This window comes from Cupriavidus sp. FW305-46, from assembly GCF_058787075.1.
On sequence record NZ_JBYSZI010000016.1, the window covers coordinates 1 to 17,976 of the forward strand.

A 17,976-nucleotide genomic window follows, 5' to 3' on the forward strand; every position below is an offset into this window, starting at 1 on the left:
CGCCGGGGGGCGGGGGGGGCCCGGCGGGCGGAGGGGGCGGTGCTTACTTCAGGGCTTCGACAAAGCGCTGGGCATCCAGCGCGGCCATGCAGCCGGTGCCGGCGCTGGTGATAGCCTGGCGGTAGACATGGTCCTGCACGTCGCCGGCGGCAAACACGCCCGGCACGCTGGTGGCGGTGGCGTCGCCCTGCAGGCCCGACTTGGTCACCAGGTAGCCGTTTTCCATGGCCAGCTGGCCTTCGAACAGGTCGGTGTTGGGCTTGTGGCCGATGGCGATGAACACGCCCGCCAGCTTCAGGTCCTCGGCCTGGCCGGTCTTGGTGCCGCGCACGCGGATGCCGGTCACGCCGGATTCGTCGCCCAGCACCTCGTCCAGCACGCTGTCGTAGCGGATCACCACGCGGCCTTCCTTTTCACGCTGCAGCAGGCGGTCGACCAGGATCGGCTCGGCGCGGAAGCTGTCGCGGCGGTGGATCACGGTGACCTTGCTGGCGATATGCGACAGGTACAGCGCCTCTTCCACGGCGGTGTTGCCGCCGCCGACCACGGCCACTTCCTGGTTCTTGTAGAAGAAGCCGTCGCAGGTGGCGCAGGCCGACACGCCGCGGCCCATGAAGGACTCTTCGGACGGCAGGCCCAGGTACTGCGCCGAGGCGCCGGTGGCGATGATCAGCGCGTCGCACGTATATTCACCGGCGTCGCCGATCAGGCGGAAGGGGCGGGCCGGCTGGCCGTTGTCGTCCACCAGCTTGGCGGTGTGGATGTGATCGAAGATGATTTCGGTCTTGAATTCCTCGGCGTGCGCCAGCAGGCGCTGCATCAGTTCAGGACCCTGGACGCCCTTGGCATCGCCCGGCCAGTTCTCGACGTCCGTGGTGGTCATCAGCTGACCGCCCTGTGCCAGGCCGGTGATCAGCACCGGTTCCAGGTTGGCGCGGGCCGCGTAGACCGCGGCGGTATAGCCGGCGGGACCAGAACCGAGAATCAGCACTTTTGCGTGTTTTGCCATGATGCGTTCCTGTGGCCGGTGCGGCATGCTGCCCACCGGCATTGCTCGAAAGCGACATTATAAGAGGAGCCGCATTTGCTCACTGTTGCAAATTCCAATGAGTGCGATAGTCTCGGGCCACGTTAAAATGGCCGCCACGATGACCGTCAGTCACCTGGTGAGCGACCACTGACCGCTGCCGGCATCGGCCCGAAACACGTCCGGAATCACCTTACACGCGAGTCTTAACCAGGCATGGCCCGAGCTACCACGACCACCCGCACCGATCCCTCAGCCTTGCCATCCCGCATCGGCAAACTGCTGGGAGAGGTCCGCTGGTTCCTGCTGCTTGCCGTCACGCTGGGTTTCCTGTGCGTGCTGGCCAGCTACAGCAAGACCGATCCCGGCTGGTCGCATGCCAACCAGGTGGCCGATATCCACAACCTGGGCGGGCGCGTCGGCGCCTGGGTGGCCGACGTGCTGTTCTTCATCTTCGGCTTTTCCGCCTACTGGCTGGCGGTGCTGCTGGTGCGCCGCTGCTGGCGCGGCTGGCGCACGCTGACTGCCGAGCTGCCCGAGCGCGCGGATCCCGGCCTGCACCGCCAGGGCGTGACCGTCAGCTGGATCGGCTTCGGGCTGACCCTGTTCTCCAGCATGGGCCTGGAGGCGATCCGCATGTACCCGCTGCGCGCCGCGCTGCCGCGCGCGCCGGGCGGGGTGCTGGGCGACCTGCTGGGCGGCTGGCTGCAGGTGGCGCTGGGCTTCACCGGCGCGACCCTGCTGCTGTTGCTGCTGCTGGCGATCGGGCTGTCGCTGTTCTTCCATTTCTCCTGGCTGACCGTGGCCGAGCACGTCGGCGGCTTTGTCGAGACCCTGTTCCTGGGCTTCAAGGCCCGCCGCGAGAGCAAGCAGGACCGCATCATCGGCGAGGCCGCCAAGACCGAGCGCAAGGAAACCGTCGAGGTGCAGCGCGTGCGCATCGAAGAGGCGGCGCCGGTGCAGATCGTGCGCCCGCAGGCGGTGCCCAAGCATGAGCGCGTCGAGCGCGAGAAGCAGCAGCCGCTGTTTGCCGATATCCAGGACTCGGACCTGCCGCCGCTGTCGCTGCTGGACCCGATCCCGCCGCACCAGGAAACTGTCAGCGCCGAGACCCTGGAGTTCACCTCGCGCCTGATCGAGAAAAAGCTCAAGGACTTCGGCGTCGAGGTCAAGGTGGTGGCGGCCTACCCGGGCCCGGTTATCACGCGGTATGAGATCGAGCCGGCCACCGGCGTCAAGGGCAGCCAGGTGGTGAACCTGGCGCGCGACCTGGCGCGCTCGCTGTCGCTGGTGTCGATCCGCGTGGTCGAGACCATCCCGGGCAAGAACTACATGGGGCTGGAGCTGCCCAACCCGAAGCGCCAGACCGTGCGCCTGTCGGAAATCCTCGGCTCGCAGGTCTACAACGAGAGTTCGTCCAGCCTGACCATGGCGCTGGGCAAGGACATCGCCGGCAAGCCGATGGTGGCCGACCTGGCCCGCATGCCGCACTGCATGGTGGCCGGCACCACCGGCTCGGGCAAGTCGGTCGGCATCAACGCGATGATCCTGTCGCTGCTGTACAAGGCCAAGGCGGAAAGCGTACGCCTGATCCTGATCGACCCGAAGATGCTCGAAATGAGCGTCTACGAGGGCATCCCGCACCTGCTGTGCCCGGTGGTGACCGACATGCGCCAGGCCGGCAATGCCCTGAACTGGGCGGTCGGCGAGATGGAGCGCCGCTACAAGCTGATGAGCAAGCTGGGCGTGCGCAACCTGGCCGGCTACAACAAGAAGATCGACGAGGCCGCGGCCCGCGAAGAAAAGATCCCCAACCCGTTCAGCCTGACCCCGGACGCCCCGGAGCCGCTGGACCGGCTGCCCACCATCGTCATCGTCATCGACGAGCTGGCCGACCTGATGATGGTGGTCGGCAAGAAGGTGGAAGAGCTGATCGCCCGCATCGCGCAGAAGGCGCGCGCGGCCGGCCTGCACCTGGTGCTGGCCACGCAGCGCCCGTCGGTGGACGTGATCACCGGCCTGATCAAGGCCAACGTGCCGACCCGGATCGCGTTCCAGGTCAGCAGCAAGATCGACTCGCGCACCATCCTCGACCAGCAGGGCGCCGAAGCGCTGCTGGGCATGGGCGACATGCTCTACCTGGCGCCGGGCACCGGCCTGCCGGTGCGCGTGCACGGCGCCTTTGTCTCGGACGAGGAAGTCCACCGCGTGGTGGAAAAGCTCAAGGAATCCGGCGAAGCCAACTACATCGAGGGCATCCTCGAGGGCGGCCTGACCGATGACGCCGGCGGTGGCGACGGGTTTGGCGGCGGTGCCGGCATTGGCGGTGGCGGCGGCGAGGCCGATCCGCTGTACGACCAGGCGGTCGAGGTGGTGCTGAAGAACCGGCGCGCGTCGATCTCGCTGGTGCAGCGCCACCTGCGCATCGGCTACAACCGTGCCGCGCGGCTGCTGGAGGACATGGAAAAGGCCGGCATGGTCTCGGCCATGTCGGGCAATGGCAACCGCGACATCCTGGTGCAGGGTGGCGGTGCCGCCCGCGAAGATGACTGAGCGCCGCTCGCGCAGCCTTCGTAATATCCGGTTACCCGCCGGCTTGCGGCGCGCGGAATCCCCGGGCTGCCGGCGGCTCTAAAAGGACAGGTTGCCAGCGCCCGACGCGGCGCAGGCAACGCACCCTACAACTACCAGGACCCGAACCATGCGCAACCGCATCATCGTGTCGGCCTGCGCCGCGCTGGCGATGTTTGCCATCCAGGCGCCGGCCCATGCCGCAGCCACTGACCAGTTGCAGAGCTTTGTCACCGGCGTGAAGAGCGCGCGCGGCGAGTTCACGCAGCGCCAGGTCAAGGGGCAGGGCGCCAACGGCAAGGTGACCGGCACCTCCAGCGGCACCTTTGTGTTCTCGCGCCCGGGCAAGTTCACCTGGCGCTATACCAAGCCCTACGACCAGCTGCTGCAGGCCGACGGCCAGACCCTGTACATCTACGACAAGGACCTGAACCAGGTCACCGAGCGCAAGCTCGACGGTGCACTCGGCTCCAGCCCGGCGGCGATCCTGTTCGGCAGCAACGACCTGGAAAAGAACTTCATGGTCAAGAACGGCCCGACCCGCGACGGCGTAGAGTGGCTGGAGCTGACGCCCAAGGCCAAGGACACGCAGTTCGAGCGCATCGGCATCGGCTTCAAGGCCGGCAATCTTGAAGCCATGGAACTGCGCGACGCGTTCGGCAACACCACCCTGCTGACCTTCACGGGCATGCAGAAGAACCCGCCGCTGGCGGCCGATGCATTCCGGTTCACGGTGCCCAAGGGCGCCGATGTGATGAAGCAGTGAGGCCCGCCATGAACGATCCGCAGGAAGGTCCCGCAGTCACCATCCGTTCCCGGCGCGGCCAGCGCGCCGTGTTGCTGGCCAGTGCCGGCGCGCTGCTGACGGCGGCATGTGCCAGCAGCGGCGGCGGCGCCAGCAAGTTCGATGTCGATTCCTTCCTGCGCGCACCGGACTCGGGATTGCCCGAAGTGCTGGGCAATCCGGGCTTCCTCAAGGCCACGCGCGTGCCCGCCACCGAGTGCGCGGTGATGCTGCAGTCGGCCAGCACCGGCGTGCTGGAAGACCTGCCGCCCAGCAGCAATGCGCGCGGCCCGGCCTGGCTGTTGCATCCGAAGGGCCAGCCGGACCAGGTATGGCTGGTGGTCGGCGAGTCCGGCGGCGAGCGCACCTGCCATGGGCCGCTGCCGGCCGACGCCATGCAGGCGCTGGCCGCCCGGGCCAAGGGCTGAACCCGAGGCGCCGCCGTCAGTGCGGCTTGATGGCGATCTTCAGCACGCCGTCGCGCTGGTTGGCGAACAGGTCGTAGGCCGCGACGATGTCGTCCAGCTTGTACTGGTGCGTCACCAGCGCGCCCAGGTCGACCCGCCCCGACTCGATCACATTGATCAGCCGCCGCATGCGTTCCTTGCCGCCGGGGCACAGCGCGGTATTGATCTTGTGGTCGCCCAACCCCGCGGCTAAGGCCGACAGCGGAATGGTCAGGTCGCTTGAATAGACCCCCAGGCTGGACAGCGTGCCGCCGGGCTTGAGCACGCGCAGCGACTGCTCGAAGGTTGCCTGCGTGCCCAGTGCCTCGATCGAGGCATCCACGCCGCGCCCGCCGGTCAGCTTCATGACCTCGTCCACCACGTCGCAGTTGCGGAAGTTCAGGACCACGTCCGCGCCCATCTTGCGCGCGATCTCCAGCCGGTGGTCGTTGCCGTCGACGGCGATGATGGTGGTGGCGCCGCACAGCCGCGCGCCGGCGGTCGCGCATAGCCCGATCGGACCCTGCGCGAACACGGCCACGGTGTCGCCGATGCGGATATTGGCGTTTTCCGCGCCCTTGAAGCCGGTGGACATGATGTCGGGGCACATCAGCACCTGCTCGTCGGTGAGGCCATCGGGGATTGGCGCCAGGTTGGCCTGGGCGTCGGGCACCAGCACGTATTCCGCCTGGGTACCGTCGATCATGTTGCCGAAGCGCCAGCCCGCGGTCGCCTTGTAGCCGTGGCAGCCGCACTGGCCGCTGGCCATCAGGTAGCTGCCATCCTGCGAGGCCACGCCGTCCTGCGCCGCGTAGGAGTTGAAGTTGGGGCAGATTGCGCCGGCGATCACGCGCTGGCCTTCTCGGTATCCCGTCACCGCGCTGCCGAGCTTTTCGATGATGCCGACGGGCTCATGGCCCACGGTCAGGCCCTTCGCCACCGGGTACTCACCCTTGAGGATGTGCACGTCGGTGCCGCAGATGGTGGTGGTGGTGATACGCACCAGGGCATCGTTGGGGCCGATATCCGGGATTGGCTTGTCTGCCAGTTCGATCCGGCCAGGCTCGACAAAAACGGCGGCTTTCATCATTGCGGTCATGCGTTGCTCCCAGGGAAGGCGCAGGGGGACGCGCGGTGGGTGGAGTGGTGCGGGACGTTGCCGGCCCGCTTCCTCACTGATAGCACGCCTGGGTTATAGGTCGGTTTATCCAGATCAAGCCGAGGCCATACAGAAAATGTGCACAATACATGGCAATCTGGCAAAGGTTTCACATCGGTGTGCAAAGAAGCTGAACGCCGCGGTGTGCCGCGTGTCCCAGCATCCACATACTCGCCATACCCATCAGGAGAACGACATGATTGCGAAGCGAACCATCCGCCGTTGGCTGCGCCAGTCCGCCATGCTGGCGGCGGGCGGGGCCCTGCTGGCGGCTTGCGCGGCGCCCGCGCCGACCGGCCCGCAAGGCGCGCGTGGCACGCCGCAGGGCTGTGCCGCCGACAAGCTGGCCGACGATGCCCTGGTCGGCAAGCCCGAGGCCGAGGCCATCGGCCTGCTGCAGGGCTGCGCGTGGCGCCTGGGCGAGCGCGACGGCCAGCAGTTCCCCGGCACCATGGACTACAACCCGCAACGCCGCGCGCTCGGCGTCAAGGCTGGCAAGGTGGTCTGGGTACGCCGCGGCTGAGATCCGGCGCCCGCCTTGCCGGTTCGCCTTCGCACAAGGGGCGATTAGGTTAGTGCGGGCATCTCCCTGATATTGAGCGGTCAACGGGCGTCAACATGACAGAAATGTAATTTGACCGCCTGAACAAGAATCAATATTGTTTCCCGCTGACCGGAATCCAATAACCGGGCGGCCTCGGGTCCCCGGCGGCTGCCCAAACCATGCTGGGGAGCCAACCGCGTGAAGACCACTATCCGAACCTTGCTGCCGCGCGCTGCGGCGCTGGCCCTGCTGACCCTGCCGCTCGCCGCGGCGGCGCAGGAAAAGGTGCTCAACCTCTACACCGCGCGTCACTACCAGACGGACGAAGCGCTGTACGCCAACTTCACCAAGCAGACCGGCATCAAGATCAACCGCATCGAAGGCCAGGAAGACCCGCTGCTGGAGCGCATCCGCAATGAAGGTGCCAACAGCCCGGCGGACGTGTTCATCACGGTGGATATCGGCCGCCTGTGGCGCGCCCAGCAGGCTGGCGTGTTTGCGCCGGTAAAGTCGAAGGCGCTGGAATCGCGCATCCCGGCCAACTATCGCGACCCCAATGGCGAATGGTTCGGCTTCTCGGCGCGCGGCCGCGTGATCGCCTACAACAAGACCGCGGTCAAGGCCGGCGATATCGCCAGCTATGAAGACTTGGCCGATCCCAAGTGGAAGGGCAAGGTCTGCACGCGTTCCAGCGGCCATGTCTACAACCTGTCGCTGGTCTCCAGCCTGATCGCCCATGATGGCGAGGCACGCACCGAGCAGTGGGCGCGCGGCGTGGCCGCCAACCTGGCGCGCGTGCCCAAGGGCGGCGACACCGACCAGCTCAAGGCGGTTGCCGCCGGCGAGTGCGACGTGGCCATCGCCAACACCTACTACATCGCGCGCCTGCTGAAGTCGACCAAGCCGGAAGACAAAGCCGTGGCCGACAAGCTGGGCGTGCTGTGGCCGAACCAGTCGAGCCAGGGCGTGCACATGAACGTCTCGGGCGGCGGCATGCTCAAGCATGCGCCCAACAAGGAAGCGGCGGTCAAGTTCCTGGAGTACCTGGCCAGCGACGAGGCTCAGCGCTACTTTGCCGACGGCAACAACGAGTGGCCGGTGGTGCAGGGCGTGAAGGTCAGCAACCCGGCGCTGGAAGCGCTGGGCACGTTCAAGTCCGACACCATCAACGTGGCCGAACTGGGCAAGTACCAGCCGCAGGCACAGAAGCTGGTGGACCGCGCCGGCTTCAAGTAAGCCGCCACGGCCTTTGCAGTAGCGGTTCTTGCTACAGCAGGAACCGCTTGTTCCCCGTCACCTCGGTCGGCTCGACCTTGCGGAACGTCAGCTTCACGCTGCTGTTGAGCCGCCGCCCCGCCTGGCGCCGTACCAGCGCCCGGTGCAGCAGGCCCTTGTGTCCGACCGTGCCTTCCGCATAAGGCTGGTCTGGCGTCCCGCCCAGCGCCATCGCGGCCAGCGCCTGGTTGCGCTGCGCCGCACTCTTTTCCAGCAGCTTGTCCAATGCCATGCGTGCGCGCACCTGCGCCGCCAGCGCGATGTCGCCGGGATTGGCGCGGGCACGCTCGGCGTCCCAAGGCAGCTGCACCTTGCCGGCAAGGCGGCGCAGCGCGGCGCGCAGTTCGGCGCCATCCATCCGGGTTTCCTGCACGATCCAGACGGCGTCATGGCGCAGCACCGCTTCGGCATCGGCCATGCGGCGCACCAGCGCGGGCTGCAGTTCGGGCGACGAGAACTGCCGCGCGCGGCGGATCGCGTTGAGCGCGATGCGGCGCACCTGCGGGTTGGCGTGATCGAACAGGTCGGCGATGACGCGCGCGGCCGTGTCGGCCGAATTGACCTTCTCCGCCAACTGGCCGGCCAGCGAGACTTCTTCCACGCCGCTCAGCTTGTTGCGGCTGAGCCGGTTCAACTTGAACAGCAGGATGTGATATCGCAGCATAGGTTCTTGCGCGGCAGGCATGCCGCTGTTCGCTCCCGGGCGGACGCCGGGCCATAAAAGGCTATCGGCGCGTTGCGGCGCGACTTTAGGGCAAGAAGCGCGGGAGGCTCAGCGCTGCGCTTCGCGCCGGATCGTGCGCGAGAGCACGATCACCGGCAGCAGGCCCACGGCTACGATCACCAGCGAGGCGGTGGCGGCCTCGGTCAGGCGCTCGTCGGCAGCGAGGTTGTAGGCCTGCACGGCCAGCGTGTCGAAGTTGAACGGGCGCATCACGAAGGTGGCCGGCAACTCCTTCATCACGTCGACAAAGACGATCAGTGCCGCGGTCAGCAGGCTGCCGCGCAGCATCGGGAAATGCACGCGCCGCAGCGTGGCGCCGGGGCCGTGGCCGAGGCTGCGCGCGGCCGCATCCATGCTGGGCGTGATCTTGCCCAGCCCGGCATTGACGGTCTGCAGCGCCACGCCCAGGAAGCGCACCAGCAGCGCATAGACCAGCGCGGCGATGCCGCCGGTCAGCAGCAGCCCCACCGAGAGCCCGAACTGCTGCTGCAGCCAGGCCGACAGCGCGTTGTCTAGCCGCGCCACCGGCACCAGCACGCCCACGGCAATGACCGAGCCCGGCAGCGCATAACCCATGCCGCACAGCCGCGTCAGGCCGCGCATCAGCCAGCTGCGCTTGCCGTTGGCCGCGCGCGCGGCGTAGCCCACTGCCAGCGCGACCGTCACCGCGGCCAGCGCGGTGGCGCTGGCCAGCAGGAAGCTGTTGCGCACCAGCCCGACAAAGCGCGCGCCGAACTGCGCATCGCCGTCGGTGAAGGCCATGCGGCACAGCATCAGCGCGGGAATCAGGAAGCCCAGCAGCACCGGCACCATGCATACAGCCAGCGCCAGCCAGCCGCGCGCGCCGTCCAGCGTCCAGGCCACGGCGCGGCGCTGGTTGCCGTAGACCTGCGCGCGGCCGCGGCTGGCGCGCTCCATCAGCAGGATGGCGGCGACGAACAGCAGCATGCATGCCGACAGCTGCGCTGCGGCGTTCTTGTCGCCAAGCGAAAACCAGGCGCGGTAGATGCCGGTGGAGAAAGTCGGGATGGCAAAGTAGGCGACGGTGCCGAAGTCGGCCAGCGTTTCCATCATTGCCAGCGCGGTGCCGGCAACGATGCCGGGACGCGCCAGCGGCAGCACCACGCGCCAGAGCCGGCTCCAGGTGCCGTGGCCGAGCAGGCGCGCGGCTTCCAGCGTGTTCTGGGTCTGCTGCAGGAAGGCGGCGCGCGCGGTCAGGTAGACGTAGGGGTACAGCACCAGCGAGAACAGGGCGATGGCGCCGCCCAGCGAGCGGATATCCGGGAACCAGTACTCGCGCGCCTTCCAGCCGGTCAGCTCGCGCAGCCAGCCCTGCACCGGCCCGGCAAACTGCAGCGCGTCGGTGTAGGCATAGGCGATCACGTAGGCGGGCATCGCCATCGGCAAGACCAGCGCCCATTCCATCACGGCGTGGCCCGGGAAACGGTAGGTCGATACCAGCCAGGCGGTGGTCACCCCCAGCAGCAATACGCCCACGGCGACGCCGCACAGCAGCCAGACGGTGTTGAGCACGTATTCCGCCAGCACCGTGTCGATCAGGTGGCGCCAGGTGTCGCCGGCAGGCAGCAGCACTGCCGAGGCGATCACCAGCACCGGCACGGCGATCAGCAGCGCCATCACCAGGGTGGCCAGGGTCAGGGGATGGAAGCGGCGGCGGCTGGACAGGAGCATGCGTCGGAAAGTGGGCGGAAGTGCCGCGCACAGCGTGCGGGCTGCCGCATTCTAGCAATGTGGGGCACGCATTTGCCCCGAAAGGCGCTCCCGGCCCCGGCCGCGTCCCTATAATGCGCACATGCGAACCGATTCCTATTCACGCTTGCCCGGCGCCCAGGCCCGCAGCCGGCCGGCGACCCGCGCAGGCGTTGCTGACGTCACTGGCGCTGGCGCCGCTGTCATCGAGGTCGACCAGATCCGTCACGCTTTTGGCCGCCATGTGGTGGTCAAGGGGCTGTCGTTCTCGGTGGCGCGCGGCAATATCGCCTGCCTGCTGGGGCCCAGCGGCTGCGGCAAGACCACGGTGCTGCGCGCCATCGCCGGTTTCGAGCCGCTGCAGGATGGCCGCATCGTGCTGGACGGGCAGGTCGTGTCGTCGTCCGGGGCGATGCTGGCGCCGGAGCAGCGCCGCATCGGCATGGTGTTCCAGGACTATGCGCTGTTCCCGCACCTGGACGTGGCGGCCAACGTGGGTTTCGGCCTGGTGCGGGCCAGCCGCGCCGGGCGCGCGGCGCGCGTGGACGAGGTGCTGCAGCTGGTCGGACTGGCCGGCGCGGGCCGCAAGTATCCGCATGAGCTGTCCGGCGGCCAGCAGCAGCGCGTGGCGCTGGCGCGCGCGCTGGCACCGCGCCCGGAGCTGCTGCTGCTCGACGAGCCGTTCTCCAACCTCGACGTCGACCTGCGCGAACGCCTGAGCCTGGAGGTGCGCGCGATCCTGAAGGCGCAGGGCACCACCGCGATCCTGGTCACCCACGACCAGCACGAGGCCTTTGCCATGGCCGACGAGATCGGCGTCATGCACGACGGGGTGATCGAGCAGTGGGGCAGCGCGCACGACCTCTACCACCGGCCGACATCGCGCTTTGTCGCGGGCTTTATCGGGCAGGGCGTGCTGATGGCGGGGCGGTTGCGCGGGACCGCGGAGATTGAACTGGAACTGGGCCTGCTGCGCCCCGCGGCGCCGCTGGCGCTGCCCGCCGGCGCCGCCGTCGACGTGCTGGTGCGCCCCGATGACATCGTCCACGACGACGCCAGCCCGATGCGCGCCGAGGTGGTCCACAAGGCCTTCCGCGGCGCCGAGATCCTGTACACGCTGCGCCTGGCCAGCGGCGGCCGCGTGCTGGCGCTGGTGCCGTCCCACCACAACCATGCCGTGGGCGAGCGCATCGGCATCCGTGTCGAGATCGAGGACGTGGTGGCATTTGCCGCCTAGCCTGCCACGCAGGGGCAGGGCGCCGATGGTCTACACTGTGGCGTTCTGCATTCACAAGGCTTGAATACCGTGGCGGACACGCTGTTTTCCGATACTCCCGACCGTTCCCGGCAACCGCTGGCCGAGCGCCTGCGCCCGCGCACCATCGACGAGGTGATCGGGCAACAGCACCTGCTCGGTGCGGGCAAGCCGCTGCGCGTGGCGTTCGAGTCCGGCGAGCCGCATTCGATGATCCTGTGGGGCCCCCCGGGCGTGGGCAAGACCACGCTGGCGCGGCTGATGGCCAGTGCCTTCGACGCCGAGTTCATCGCGCTGTCGGCGGTGCTGTCGGGGGTCAAGGACATCCGCGAGGCGGTCGAGCGCGCCGAGCAGTTCCGCGCGCACGGGCGGCGCACGCTGGTATTCGTCGACGAGGTCCATCGCTTCAACAAGAGCCAGCAGGATGCCTTCCTGCCGCATGTGGAAAGCGGGCTCTTCACCTTTATCGGCGCCACCACCGAGAACCCCTCGTTCGAAGTCAACGGCGCCTTGCTGTCGCGCGCGGCGGTCTATGTGCTCAAGAGCCTGGACGATGCCGAGCTGACCCAGCTGGCGCTGCGCGCCAGCGAAGAACTTGGCGCACAGGCGGGCGACCTGAGCTGGCAGGATGAAGCGCTGCAGCTGATCGTGGCCTCGGCCGATGGCGACGGGCGCAAGCTGCTGAACAATATCGAGATCGTGGCGCGCGCCGCGCGCACCGCCCGCGCCGCGCAGATCGATACCGCGCTGCTGGGCAGCGCGCTGTCGGAAAACCTGCGCCGCTTCGACAAGGGCGGCGACGCCTTCTACGACCAGATCAGCGCGCTGCACAAGTCCGTGCGCGGCTCGGACCCGGACGCGGCGCTGTACTGGTTCTGCCGCATGATCGACGGCGGCGCCGACCCGCGCTACCTGGCGCGGCGCATCGTGCGCATGGCGTGGGAGGATATCGGCCTGGCCGATCCCCGTGCCGCCCGCATCACGCTGGACGCGGCCGAGACCTATGAGCGCCTTGGCTCGCCCGAGGGCGAGCTGGCGCTGGGCCAGGCCCTGATCTACCTGGCCGTGGCGCCCAAGTCCAACGCCGGCTACAACGCCTACAACGCGGCTCGCGCCTTCGTCGGCAAGGACAAGTCGCGCGCGGTGCCGGTGCACCTGCGCAACGCGCCGACCAAGCTGATGAAGGAGCTTGGCCACGGCCACGCCTACCGCTACGCGCACGACGAGCCCGAGGCCTACGCCGCCGGCGAGCACTACTTCCCGGACGACCTCAAGGCCCAGGACTGGTACCAGCCGGTGCCGCGCGGGCTGGAGGGCAAGATTGCCGAGAAGCTGCGCCACCTGCGCGAGCTGGATGCCGCCTGGCATCGCGAGCAGCGCGTGGCCAAGGCAAAGGACGGCGGCAAGGGCGGGGAGTGAGCGGTGGCGTGAGCCGGCGACACGGCCCTCTGGCCTGGCATCGCCCGGTTCGCGCCGGACGGGGCCGGTGCAGTAAAATGGCGGGTCCGCCGGCATGTCGCTGGCCCTGCACTTCACCAAAGCAACATGCTCGACATCCAGCTGTTCCGCAAAGACATCGACGCCGTGGCGCAACGCCTTGCCACGCGCGGCTACCAACTCGACGTTGCGGCGTTCCAGGCACTTGAGGCCGAACGCAAGCAACTGCAGACCCAGACCGAGGAACTGCAGGCCCGCCGCAACAGCCTGTCCAAGCAGATCGGCATGCTCAAGGGCAAGGGCGAGGACGCCTCGGCCGTGATGGCGGAAGTGGGCGGCATCGGCGACACGCTCAAGGCCTCGGCCGCGCGGCTGGACGAGATCCAGGCGCACCTGGCCGAGCTGATGCTGGCCATCCCCAACCTGCCGCATGAAAGCGTGCCGGTGGGCAATGACGAAACCCAGAACGTCGAAGTGCGCCGCGTGGGCGAGCCGCGCCAGTTCGATTTCGCCGTGCGCGACCACGTCGACGTGGGCGAGAAGCTGGGCCTGGACTTCGACACCGCGGTCAAGGTCACCGGTTCGCGCTTCTCGATGCTGCGTGGCGGCCTGGCGCGCATGAACCGCGCGCTGGTCCAGCTGATGCTCGACATTCATACGCAGGAACACGGCTACACCGAGATGTACGTGCCGTACATGGTCAACGCCGCCTCGATGCGCGGCACCGGCCAGCTGCCCAAGTTCGAGGAAGACCTGTTCAAGGTGCCGCGCAAGGTCGGCAGCGAAGACGGCGAGCGCATCGAGAACTTCTATCTGATCCCGACCGCCGAGGTGCCGCTGACCAATATCGTGCGCGACGCCATCGTCGCCGGCGAGAAGCTGCCGCTGCGCTTTGTCGCGCATACGCCGTGCTTCCGCTCGGAGGCCGGCTCGTACGGCAAGGACACGCGCGGCATGATCCGCCAGCACCAGTTCGACAAGGTCGAGCTGGTGCAGGTGGTGCCGGCCGCGCAGTCGTTCGAGGCGCTGGAACAACTGACCGGCCACGCCGAGGCAATCCTGAAGAAGCTGGAGCTGTCGTTCCGCACCATCGTGCTGTGCACCGGCGACATGGGCTTCGGCAGCACCAAGACCTACGACCTCGAAGTGTGGATCCCCGCGCAGAACACCTACCGCGAGATCAGCTCGTGCTCGAACATGGGCGACTTCCAGGCGCGCCGCATGCAGGCGCGCATGCGCGCGGGGCAGGGCAAGCCGGAGCTGGTGCACACCCTCAACGGCTCCGGGCTGGCCGTGGGCCGCACGCTGGTGGCGATCCTTGAGAACTACCAGAACGCAGACGGCTCGGTCACGGTGCCGGCCGCGCTGCAGCCGTACATGGGCGGCATCACCCGCCTGGAACCGGAGCTGTAAAGCGAACCGAAAAAATCCGCTGCCAGCCTATTGCATCGGCTGGCCGGACATGGCTATAATCTTGGTTTCGCCACACGGCAACAAGTTACCGGAGAGGTGGCAGAGTGGTCGAATGTACCTGACTCGAAATCAGGCGTACCGGCGACGGTACCGTGGGTTCGAATCCCACCCTCTCCGCCAAAACAAGAAGCTGTCGGAATCGACCACCGGCAGGCAACAACAGTGTAGTAAAACTCAGGCCGACGCCCACGACAGTGCGCGTCGGTTTTGTTTTTTCCGCGGCCGGTTTTCATGCGGCGGGCATGGGCCGCCGCACCGGCCTCCATACCGGACGCACTGCCAGGTGCACTATCATGGCGATCCGCAACGCAGGATGCCGCACCATGACACAGCCACCCGCCAGCCAACCCCCAGCACCGGTCTTCCACGGCGATCCGGCCGAACTGCCGGCCGACCCCAACCTGGTCGCCGGCATGCCGTACCGACACTACAAGGGCGGCGCCTACACGGCAGTCGGCATCGGCCGCTTCGAGGCCGATCTCGCGCCGGTGGTGGTCTATCGCGCGATGCGCGATCCCTCATTGCTGTGGGTGCGCCGCTCCGATGTGTTCAGCGAACCGGTGGCCACGCCGCAGGGCGAGGTGCCGCGCTTTGCGCCCGCCTGGCCCGCGGCGCTGGCCTGCCTGGACTTCCTGCCGCGCCAGGCGGTGCTCGATGTGCTGGCGCTGCACGACACGCCGTACCGGCACTACCACGACCGCCGCCATATCCTGGAGATGTTCGAGACCGCCCACGTGCGCGGCATTGCGCTGGACCGCGCGCAGGCGCTGGCGGTGCTGTGCCACGACGCGGTCTATGTGGCGGGATGCGAGCACAACGAAGCCGCCTCAGCCGCGCTGATCGAAACGGTGGCGCCCGGCGAGGACCGCGCGGTGCTGGACCGTGCCGCGCAGATCGTGCTCGATACGCGCGGCCATGGCCCGAGCATTGCCGGCGCCGACACCGTGCTCGATCTCGACCTGCTCAGGCTGGCCGCGGCGCCGGAAATGCTCGATGCCCATAGCCAGGACGTGTTCGCCGAGAACCGCGCCTTGCTGGCCGCGCGCACCGGTCTCAAGGGGGAGGCGCTGGAGACTGAATTCATGCGCCGCCGCGCGGCGTTCCTGGGCAAGCTGGCGCAGCGCCCGCGACTCTTCCTGACCGACGCCTTTGCCGACTGCGAGGCGCCGGCTCGCGCCAATATCGCCCGCATCGTCGGCGCCGCGGGCGCGTCCCGTGATTGACGTGCCGGCACGCGCGAGCGCCTTCGCCGAGGCCTGGCTCACGCCGGGCACGGCGCTCGGGCTGCTGGCGCTGTTCACGCTGGTGACGGTGCTGCTGCTGAGCCTGGTGCCGCTGCTGGTGGCGCTGTTGCGGCCGGTGGTGCGCTGGCTGGACCGGTGGCGCGTGTGGGGGGCCGGCGCACTGTCCGCGCGCGTGGCCGCACAGCCGCGCCGGCTGAGCACGCTCACGCTGCGCGTGCTCGAACGCGACATGGCCGAGCTGCTGGTGGTGCTGCTGGCCGGTGCCGTGCTGCTGGCCTGCGGCAGCGCCCTGTTCTGGCTGGCCGGCGAGGTCGCCGAAAGGGGGGGCGTGGTGCGCATCGACCAGATCGTGTTTGCATGGCTGCGTGCCTTGCGTACCGACTGGCTTGATATCGCAATGGTGGCAGTGACCGAACTGGGCGGCGCGCGCATTTCCCTGGCGGTGGGCGTGGCGGTGTTCGCGTGGCTGTGCTGGCGGCGCGCCTGGACCGTGGCGCTGTACTGGGCCGCCGCGTTGCTGGGTGCGCGCGCCTGCGTGATGGCGCTCAAGCTGGGCATGGCGCGCGTGCGCCCGGCCAGCATCTACAGCGGCCTGGAATCGTATTCCTTCCCCAGCGGACACGCCACCAGCAGCATGGTCACCTATGGCTTCCTGGCCTTCCTGATGTGCCTGCGCCAGCCGTGGCGCGTGCGCATCCCGGTGCTGGCACTGACCGTGGTGGCGGTGGCGGCGATCGGGGTATCGCGGCTGTACCTGGGCATGCACTGGCTGTCGGACGTCGCTGCAGGTTATGCGCTGGGGCTGGCATGGATCGCGCTGCTCGGCACGGCTTACCGCACGCTGCACGTGCCGGCGCCGAAGGAATCGGTGGCGCCATGGCGGCTGGGCGCGGTGGCGGCGGCAGCGGTGGTGGTGGCGTTCAGCTATGTGGCGTGGTTCCGGCTGCCGGATACGCTGGAGCGCTACCGGCAGGCCGTCGCGCCTACGCCAGCCGTGCTGGCGCTTCGGCTTCCGGCGCCTGCGGCAGGCGCGACACCAGCAGCTGGTCGATCTTGTGATGGTCGATGTCCAGCACTTCGAAGCGATAGCCCGCCACGGTGATCGACTCGGATTTCTTCGGGATGCGCTTGAGCGAATAGATTACCAGCCCGGCCGCGGTGTCGACATAGTCCTCGCCGGGCAGGGTGTCCAGATCCAGCGCCTTCTTCAGGTCCACCAGCGGGGTGAGGCCGTCGACCAGCCAGGAGCTGTCGTCGCGCCGCACGATCTGCTCGTCCTCGCTGGAATACAGGATGTCTCCCATCAGCGCGCCGACGATATCGTCCAGCGTGACGACGCCCACCACCAGCCCGTATTCGTTCATCACCACGGCAAAGTTCTGGTGCATCTCGCGGAAGCGCGTGAGCGCCTCGGACAGGGTCAGCGTGTCGGGGATCACCAGCACGTTCTTGTCGTGGTGGCGGCCGATATTGTTGATCACGGTGGCGCTCTCGTCGGCCAGCAGCAGCTGCAGGATGTCCTTGGAATCGATATAGCCCTGCACGTCGTCGAGGTCGTGCCCGCACACCGGGTATTGCGCGTGCGGCTGGTTGACCAGCTTGCGGCGCACGCTGTCGGCGGGTTCGTCGAGACTCAGGTAGACCACGTCGTCGCGCGGCGTCATGATCGCGGTAATGCTCTTGAACTCGAGCTCGAACACGTTCTCGATCAGGTGGAGTTCATGCTTGTGCAGCACGCCGGCTTCGGCGCCGGCATCGACCATCGCGGCGATGTCCTCGGTGGTGATTTGGTCGACCGGCTTGGTCGGCAGGCGCAGCAGCCGCAGCGTGGCATCGGCGGCGGCGTTGAAGATCCAGACCAGCGGCTTGAGCACGCGCAGCAGCGTCAGCATCGGGTCGATCACCGCCACCGCGCAGCGCTCGGGGAAGGTCATGGCGATGCGCTTGGGGATCAGGTCGGCGAACTGGATAAACAGCAGCGTCACGATCAGGAACGAGCCGATATTGGCCACGCGCTGGGCGTGGATCACCTGCATATAGGGCGACAGCGTTTCCAGCAGCAGGTCCGACACATGCTTCTCGCCGAGGATACCGGCCAGGATGGCCACGCTGTTGACGCCGATCTGCACGATCGTGAAGAAATTCCCGGGCTCTTCCTTGAGCCGCAGCACGCGCGTGGCGCGGCCATCGCCGCGCTCCGACAAGACTTGCAGCTTGGTGCGGCGCGCGGCGGTCAGCGCGATCTCGGAGACCGAGAAAAAGGCGCTGACAAGGACAAGGGCGATCAGGGTCAGGACGAACATAGGCGGTTTGGCGCACGCAGGTTG

General features: G+C 67.9%; 15 protein-coding genes and 1 tRNA gene. 11 read left to right on the plus strand and 5 right to left on the minus strand.

The window, feature by feature from the left end:
* Positions 1-43 precede the first annotated feature (43 nt).
* The gene (gene trxB, locus AC3WON_RS10140; protein ID WP_010813000.1) at positions 44-1,009 is read right to left on the minus strand and encodes a thioredoxin-disulfide reductase; all 966 of its coding nucleotides are present in this window, start codon (positions 1,007-1,009) and stop codon (positions 44-46) included.
* Positions 1,010-1,243: 234 nt separating this feature from the next.
* Between trxB and AC3WON_RS10145 the strand changes: the two genes are divergently transcribed.
* The 3 genes from AC3WON_RS10145 (at position 1,244) to AC3WON_RS10155 (ending at position 4,810) form a co-directional block, all read left to right on the plus strand.
* Positions 1,244-3,580: a DNA translocase FtsK gene (locus AC3WON_RS10145; protein WP_492317491.1), complete on the plus strand. Its 2,337-nt coding sequence runs from the start codon at positions 1,244-1,246 to the stop codon at positions 3,578-3,580.
* Between the two features lie 148 nt (positions 3,581-3,728).
* Entirely contained in the window at positions 3,729-4,364 is a 636-nt protein-coding gene (lolA, locus tag AC3WON_RS10150) for an outer membrane lipoprotein chaperone LolA (RefSeq protein WP_492317490.1), read from the plus strand.
* Positions 4,365-4,372: 8 nt separating this feature from the next.
* Positions 4,373-4,810 carry a hypothetical protein gene (locus AC3WON_RS10155; RefSeq protein ID WP_492317489.1) on the plus strand — a complete coding sequence of 146 codons (438 nt, stop codon included), beginning with the start codon at positions 4,373-4,375 and terminating at the stop codon, positions 4,808-4,810.
* A gap of 16 nt (positions 4,811-4,826) precedes the next feature.
* Here the strand turns inward: AC3WON_RS10155 and AC3WON_RS10160 are convergent, their stop codons facing one another.
* Complete coding sequence (locus AC3WON_RS10160; RefSeq protein WP_492317488.1) at positions 4,827-5,927, minus strand: NAD(P)-dependent alcohol dehydrogenase; 1,101 nt, start codon at positions 5,925-5,927, stop codon at positions 4,827-4,829.
* A gap of 256 nt (positions 5,928-6,183) precedes the next feature.
* Here AC3WON_RS10160 and AC3WON_RS10165 point away from each other — a divergent pair, with 256 nt between their 5' ends.
* Entirely contained in the window at positions 6,184-6,510 is a 327-nt protein-coding gene (locus tag AC3WON_RS10165) for a hypothetical protein (protein ID WP_492351739.1), read from the plus strand.
* 219 nt (positions 6,511-6,729) lie between these two features.
* Positions 6,730-7,767 (plus strand): Fe(3+) ABC transporter substrate-binding protein, encoded by a 1,038-nt coding sequence (locus AC3WON_RS10170; protein ID WP_340523034.1) that lies wholly within the window; start codon positions 6,730-6,732, stop codon positions 7,765-7,767.
* 31 nt (positions 7,768-7,798) lie between these two features.
* Here AC3WON_RS10170 and AC3WON_RS10175 read toward each other — a convergent pair whose 3' ends face one another.
* Positions 7,799-8,470 (minus strand): hypothetical protein, encoded by a 672-nt coding sequence (locus AC3WON_RS10175; protein ID WP_492351740.1) that lies wholly within the window; start codon positions 8,468-8,470, stop codon positions 7,799-7,801.
* Between the two features lie 108 nt (positions 8,471-8,578).
* Positions 8,579-10,222: an ABC transporter permease gene (locus AC3WON_RS10180; RefSeq protein ID WP_010812991.1), complete on the minus strand. Its 1,644-nt coding sequence runs from the start codon at positions 10,220-10,222 to the stop codon at positions 8,579-8,581.
* Positions 10,223-10,343: 121 nt separating this feature from the next.
* On the opposite strand from AC3WON_RS10180, the gene AC3WON_RS10185 reads away from it, so the two are divergent.
* From AC3WON_RS10185 to AC3WON_RS10210, 6 genes are all read left to right on the plus strand, one after another.
* Complete coding sequence (locus AC3WON_RS10185; protein WP_492317485.1) at positions 10,344-11,477, plus strand: ABC transporter ATP-binding protein; 1,134 nt, start codon at positions 10,344-10,346, stop codon at positions 11,475-11,477.
* 69 nt (positions 11,478-11,546) lie between these two features.
* Positions 11,547-12,914, plus strand: a complete 1,368-nt coding sequence (locus tag AC3WON_RS10190; protein WP_492317685.1) for a replication-associated recombination protein A — start codon at positions 11,547-11,549, stop codon at positions 12,912-12,914.
* A gap of 126 nt (positions 12,915-13,040) precedes the next feature.
* The gene (gene serS, locus AC3WON_RS10195; protein WP_492351741.1) at positions 13,041-14,345 is read left to right on the plus strand and encodes a serine--tRNA ligase; all 1,305 of its coding nucleotides are present in this window, start codon (positions 13,041-13,043) and stop codon (positions 14,343-14,345) included.
* A gap of 90 nt (positions 14,346-14,435) precedes the next feature.
* A tRNA-Ser gene (locus AC3WON_RS10200) sits at positions 14,436-14,525 on the plus strand.
* 173 nt (positions 14,526-14,698) lie between these two features.
* The gene (locus AC3WON_RS10205; RefSeq protein WP_492351742.1) at positions 14,699-15,628 is read left to right on the plus strand and encodes a DUF1653 domain-containing protein; all 930 of its coding nucleotides are present in this window, start codon (positions 14,699-14,701) and stop codon (positions 15,626-15,628) included.
* The gene (locus AC3WON_RS10210; protein ID WP_492317471.1) at positions 15,621-16,751 is read left to right on the plus strand and encodes a phosphatase PAP2 family protein; all 1,131 of its coding nucleotides are present in this window, start codon (positions 15,621-15,623) and stop codon (positions 16,749-16,751) included. Before AC3WON_RS10205 ends, AC3WON_RS10210 begins: the two co-directional genes overlap by 8 nt.
* On the opposite strand, the gene paeA is transcribed toward AC3WON_RS10210, so the two are convergent.
* Positions 16,633-17,952, minus strand: a complete 1,320-nt coding sequence (paeA, locus tag AC3WON_RS10215; protein ID WP_492317470.1) for a polyamine export protein PaeA — start codon at positions 17,950-17,952, stop codon at positions 16,633-16,635. The two genes, AC3WON_RS10210 and paeA, sit on opposite strands and share 119 nt — an antisense overlap.
* Positions 17,953-17,976 lie beyond the last annotated feature (24 nt).